The sequence below is a fragment of the Promineifilum sp. (SeqCode) genome, assembly GCF_041918635.1.
Classification (GTDB): Bacteria; Chloroflexota; Anaerolineae; order Promineifilales; family Promineifilaceae; genus Promineifilum.
Map to the genome: position 1 here is coordinate 1 of NZ_JAYRVJ010000345.1, position 5663 is coordinate 5663.

The window sequence follows — 5663 nt, forward strand, 5'->3', positions numbered from 1 at the left end:
CTCTGGTTCGAGTCGTCCACCAGCAACCGCACCTGGGCCGGCGCGCCGCGGGTAAACGATTGGCCGAAATCATCGGGGATGACCAGCACCACGGCCATATCGCCGCGCCGCACCGCCTCTTCGGCGTCCTCCGGCGCTTCCAGGATATCGACGTTGTTCTGGTCGAGGAACTGCACCAGGTTGGGCGCGTTGGCCGCGCCCAGGACGTGCAGCGCCAGCGGTCGTTCCGCCTGCGCGGTAAACGTCCGGTTCAGGAAGCCGAACAGCACCACATAGAGCAGAGGGTTGATCAGCACGGCGAAGAGCGCGTTGCCCACCGAGCGGCGGTCGCGCAGATTGTCCAGGATTTCCTTTTGAACGATGTACCAGAGACGCCTGAGCATCAAATCAACCCCTCCTTCGTGCCAATGATGGTCACGAACGCATCTTCGAGGTTCTCGTGCCCGGTGCGGGCGCGCAGTTCGTCGGGCGAACCCTGGGCCACAACGCGGCCGCCGGCGATGACGACGATGTTGTCGCACAGCATGGCGACCTCCTGCATGATGTGGCTGGTAAAGAGCAGGCAACGGCCGTCTTCGCGCAGCTTGCGGATGACGCCGCGCATGGCCCGCGTGCTCATCACGTCCAGCCCGGCCGTCGGTTCGTCGAGCATGACGTTTTGCGGCTGGTGGACGAGGGCGCGGGCGATAGCCACCTTGCCCTGTTCGCCGGTGGAGAAGCCCTCCGTGCGGCGGTTGGCAATGTCGGCCATGTCGAGCAGGGCGATCAACTCGTCGATGCGCGTCTCCAGCTCTTGGCCGCCCAGGCCGCGCAGATGGCCGAAGTAGCGGATGTTCTCGCGGGCGGTCAGGCGTTGATAGAGGCCGTGGGCATCGGTCAACACGCCCAGCCGGGCCTGTGCTTCCAGCCGTTGCGTGTGCGTGTCGAAGCCGTCAATGGTCGTCTGGCCTTTGTCCGGCTCCAGCGCCCCGGCGACAAGGCGCATTGTCGTGCTCTTGCCCGCGCCGTTGGGGCCAAGCAGGCCGGTGATCAACCCGTCGGGCGCGCTGAAGGACACGTCCTGCACGGCGTGTATCGGGCCGAAGGATTTGGTGAGAGTGGTGACTTGGATCATGGTAGCTCTAGACCTCAGCATAGAAACCGAGTTTCTCGGAAGAAACTCGGTTTCTATGGTGTTGGGCCAGTAAACGACACAAAAAACGGCGGCGGCTCCAACTCATCCAGGCACGTTGTGTCTAGCGCCGCCGGGTCGGCGGTGCGTATGAACTCGGCCACGACCCGGGGCGTGCAACCCGCGCCGATGACGCCGTGGCCGAAGCCGGGAATGATGAGGTGGCGGCTGTTGCCGAGGCCGGCGGCCACTTGCTCGGCGTACTCCGGCGGCGTCACCGGGTCGGCCGCGCCGCTCAGCAACAGCGTCGGGATGTCGCTGATCAGCGGCTCGCGGAAGTCGGCGGCCATCTCCGCCCGCGGCCAGTTGGCGCAGATGGTCAGGAAGCGCTGGCTGAAGTCGCCGAAGCTCGTCCCGGCCTGGATGCTGGCCGCCTCGGCTGTGTCGATGAGCGGCGCGTCCTCGGAACAGGTGACGGCGTAGAGCAGACCAGGGTAGAGGCCAACACTAGAGGTGATGGCCAGCCCCTGCAAGATGAGCGGCGCGTAGTCGCCCGTCTCGTGCGCGTGATGCACCAGCAGTGGCAACAACCCCTGGAACTCAGCGCTATAGAGGCTGTTGAAGACCAGTTGCGACAGGAAATCGCGGTCCAGCTCGAAGGTGAGCGGTTTGTTGTTCAGCGGGTCGGCCACGGTGAACGGCTGCGGCGTCTCCAGCCGGGCCAGCACCGCCTCGTACTCGGCGCGGAAACTGGGGAAGGCCTCGTTGCAGGCGGCGTCGTCAGCGCAGCGCTCGAACAGCAGGTCGAGCGAGCGCTGGCCGTCGCGCGGCATATGCAGGAAGAGCACCAGCTCCGACCCGGCCACGGCATCGAGGACGGCGCTGCGCACGCGCTCCGGAAAGCGGCGCATGTAGGTTAGCCCCGCGCGCGTGCCGTAGGATGCGCCGTAGAGGTTAATCGTGTCATAGTCCAGCGCGGCGCGCACGTCGTCGAGGTCGGCCACGAAGGCGTCGGTGGTGTAGAGGCTCAGGTCGGCCCGCTCGCTCAGGTTGACGCGGCACTGCTCCAGCAGGGCGATCTGCTCTTCGTCAGGCAGGTCGGCCGGCAGGGTCTCGTCTTCCAGCACCTCGCAATTCAGGCCGTTCGATTGGCCCGTGCCGCGCTGATCCACCAGCACGAGGTCGCGGGTGCGGTTGACCTCCTCGAACAGGAAGACCGCCTGCGCGTACGCTTCCGTGGCGGCCTGGCCGGGGCCGCCGGCCAGCAGGAAGAGCGGGTCATCCTCGACGACGCTGCTGCTGCCCGTGGCGGGCAGGACGGCGATGTTGAGATCGATGGTGCGGCCGGCCGCCGCCGCGCGATCCTCATAAACGGTCAGCGTGCCGCACTGGGCGTTGACGCTGCCGGTGAGGCTGCACGGCTCCAGCGCGATGGTGGGCTGGCGGGTGTCGCTCTGGTCGCCGGAACAGGCCGTCAGACACAGCGCCAGTAGCAAGAGCGAATAAATGGTGAAGCGTCTCATAACCTGGGTCATTTGTGAATGATGCGGCTCGCGCCAGCGGCTCTCTGAAAATCTGCTCAACCTGCCCAATGTGCTGATGATTCTTCTGAGTTGGGGTGGGTTCATGAAGGGGCAGGGTCTTGGGTTGGGTGGAGCCGCCAGCGCGTAGTATAGCAGGTTAGGGACGGGCGAGAAATGATTCGAGAGCTTGGCGCGTGTCAAACAGGGTGGCAAAAATACCGGGGTATGGAGCAGCAAAACACCGGATGGTGCTTGTCTGCATTCCGAGTTACAATGCTTCTATCATGAGAGTGGCGCACGCCGCTCGCGCCGCTCTATGCTTGTCGCTTGTCACGTCCGCCGGGCAGCCATGCCGGCTTTGGGAGGATGCCAATGACGACCGATGCGACTCGCCCGCGCCGCTTGCCGGCGCTGCTGCTATTGCTCCTCTTGCTAACTGCGCCCACCCTGGCCCTGACGTGGCAGACTGAGACAGTCGACAGCGCCGAGAGCGTCGGTTGGGGCGCCTCGCTGGCGCTGGACGGTATCGGCCGGCCGCGTATCAGCTATCGCGACGGCGCCAACGCCGACCTGAAGTACGCCGCCTGGAATGGGACTAATTGGGACATCCATACGGTTGACGACACGGGGTACGCGGGCTTCTACACGTCACTGGCGCTGGACGCCGCCGGCCGGCCGCACATCAGCTACCACGACAATGGCTACGGCGACCTGAAGTATGCTGCCTGGGACGGGATGCGCTGGCATGTCGAGACAGTCGACAGCGAACTGAACGTGGGCCTGTACAACTCGCTGGCGCTGGACGCCGCCGGCCGGCCGCGCATCAGCTACCAGGACAACAACCAGAGTGACATGAAGTACGCCGCCTGGAACGGGACGAGTTGGGACATCGAGGTGGTCGACGGCGACGGGGGCGGCTGGTACACCTCGCTGGCGCTGGACGCCGCCGGCCGGCCGCGCATCAGTTATCATGCCAGGAATACTCTCAGGTATGCCGTCCGGGGCGAAACGGGCTGGGCTGTCGAGACGGTCGACAACGCCGGGACTGTGGGCTGGGACAGTTCGCTGGCGCTGGACGCCGCCGGCCGGCCGCGCATCAGCTACGTTGACGGCGACAACTTTGACCTGAAGTACGCCGCCTGGAATGGGACGAGCTGGGATATCCAGACGGTTGACAGCGCGGCGAACGTGGGTGGCAGTACCTCTCTGGCGCTGGACGCTGACGGGCGGCCGCGCATTGGCTACAGCGATCGCGCCAAGGGCGATCTAAAGTACGCCGCCTGGGATGGGATGAGCTGGGCCATCGAGACAGTCGACAGCGTCGGGGACGTAGGTCTCTACGCCTCGCTGGCCTTGGACGCTTGCGACAATCCGCGCATCAGTTACTACAACTACACAGACGGCGACCTGAAGTACGCTGCGACCGGGACATGCCCTGTCATGCAGCTCTATCTGCCCGCCCTTATTCACGAGTAGATCGTGGCCGCCGGGCCAGGCGTCAAAACGGGTAGCCCTTTAACCCTCTCCCTTAGCGTTGGGGCTTTGGCTCTTTGCGTGCGCCCATACTTTACTTGCCTTTCCCCGGATATCCATCTAAACTTCAGCCTCACGCCGCACCGATAGGAGTGATTTCGGCCGCGGCTAAAAACACTACTTCGGATGCCTCTTAGCATCATCTCGGAAGTCCGTCCGGAGATGTAAATGAGCAGTGTGCAGCCGCCTCAGGCTGGTTCGTCACGCCAACGTAATAGTTTGCGCTTTGTCGGGCTGGCCGCCGGCTTGGTGGCCGTCCTGCTGTTGTTCGGTCATCAGTTGAGCGCCTCAGGTGATGACCAGCTCTTCACCCCTGTCTCAGGCCTGGCGCCGGCGTCAGTTGACCGGCCGCCCGCCTTGCGCGTCCAGACGGCGCGCGTCAATTGGAACGTCCTAACCCCGCAAACGCAGGCGCTTCACCTGAACCTATTCGACGACGTCAGCCTGGCCGCGACACGCGAGCGAGTGGACTACTCGGTGACGGGCGGCTACGTGTGGATCGGCGCGCTGGCCGGCGAGCCGGGCGGGCGCGTCAGCCTGTCGGTGCAGGATGGCGTACTGGCCGGCAGCGTCTGGCGGCGGGGGCAGGAGTGGGCCGTCATTCGTTACGCCGGCGACGCGACGCCCGGCCTGTACACCGTCTACGAGCATGATCCCCACGCGCCGGAGCCGAACGGGCCGGACACCATCGACCCGCCGCCGCTGCCGCCCGCGTCAGGCGTCGCGCCCCAGGCCGGGAGCTGCCAGGAGGACGGTTCGGTCATCGACCTCATGCTGGCCTACACGCCGGCGGCGCGGGACGCCGCGGGCGGGACGGCCGGCATAATCGCGCTCATCAACCAGCGCGTGGCCGAGATGAACACGGCCAATCGGGACAGCGCGGCCCCCTTCGGCTGGCGGCTGGTTCAGGCCATGGAAGTGGGTCTCGCCGAGACGGGCGCCGATGTCGGCGCGATACTGGGGCTGCTGTCGGGCCTGAGCGATGGCACGCTGGATGAGTTACACGACCTGCGCAACACCTACCAGGCCGACCTGGTGGGGCTGCTGCTGGCGCAGGGCAGCGGCGCGTGCGGCATGGCCTTCCGGCTGGGCGAGCTTAACCTCGGCCTGCATCTCTATGGGTTCAGCGTGTCGGCGCTGGACTATCCGGGCGACTACATGTGCAGTTCGCTCACCACGGCCCACGAGTTCGGCCACAATCTGGGCAACGCCCACGACCGGGCCAATGACAAGGGAGGCCCGCTCTTCCCCTACTCCTACGGCTACCAGTCGCCTAACCAGACGTTCCGCGACATCATGTCCTACGACTGCCCCAACGGCTGCCCGCGCATCAACGCCTGGTCTAATCCCGACATCTGGTACATGGGCGAGCCGCTGGGGGTGGATTTCGACGTAGACCCGGCCAACGCCGCCGACCTGGTGCGCTCGATGACTGACGCCCGGCACATCGTGGCCAACTTCCGCGCCAACTGCGTGGAGGCCACGGCGACGCCGAC

5 protein-coding genes are annotated in these 5663 nt (G+C 65.5%); 2 read left to right on the forward strand and 3 right to left on the reverse strand.

Annotated elements, in window-relative coordinates:
• From ACE3UY_RS11040 to ACE3UY_RS11050, 3 genes are all read right to left on the reverse strand, one after another.
• Positions 1-383: ABC transporter permease (locus tag ACE3UY_RS11040; RefSeq protein ID WP_374687584.1), on the reverse strand; the 383-nt coding region annotated here is incomplete at its 3' end.
• Complete coding sequence (locus tag ACE3UY_RS11045) at positions 383-1114, reverse strand: ATP-binding cassette domain-containing protein (protein ID WP_374687585.1); 732 nt, start codon at positions 1112-1114, stop codon at positions 383-385. The genes ACE3UY_RS11045 and ACE3UY_RS11040, both read right to left, overlap by 1 nt.
• Positions 1115-1167: 53 nt before the next feature.
• Positions 1168-2634 carry an alpha/beta hydrolase gene (locus ACE3UY_RS11050; protein ID WP_374687586.1) on the reverse strand — a complete coding sequence of 489 codons (1467 nt, stop codon included), beginning with the start codon at positions 2632-2634 and terminating at the stop codon, positions 1168-1170.
• Positions 2635-3006: 372 nt separating this feature from the next.
• Here ACE3UY_RS11050 and ACE3UY_RS11055 point away from each other — a divergent pair, with 372 nt between their 5' ends.
• Together ACE3UY_RS11055 and ACE3UY_RS11060 are read left to right on the forward strand one after the other, a co-directional pair.
• Positions 3007-4110, forward strand: a complete 1104-nt coding sequence (locus tag ACE3UY_RS11055) for a hypothetical protein (RefSeq protein ID WP_374687587.1) — start codon at positions 3007-3009, stop codon at positions 4108-4110.
• A 225-nt stretch (positions 4111-4335) separates the two neighbouring features.
• On the forward strand, positions 4336-5663 hold a 1328-nt coding region (locus ACE3UY_RS11060), incomplete at its 3' end, for a M12 family metallo-peptidase (protein WP_374687588.1).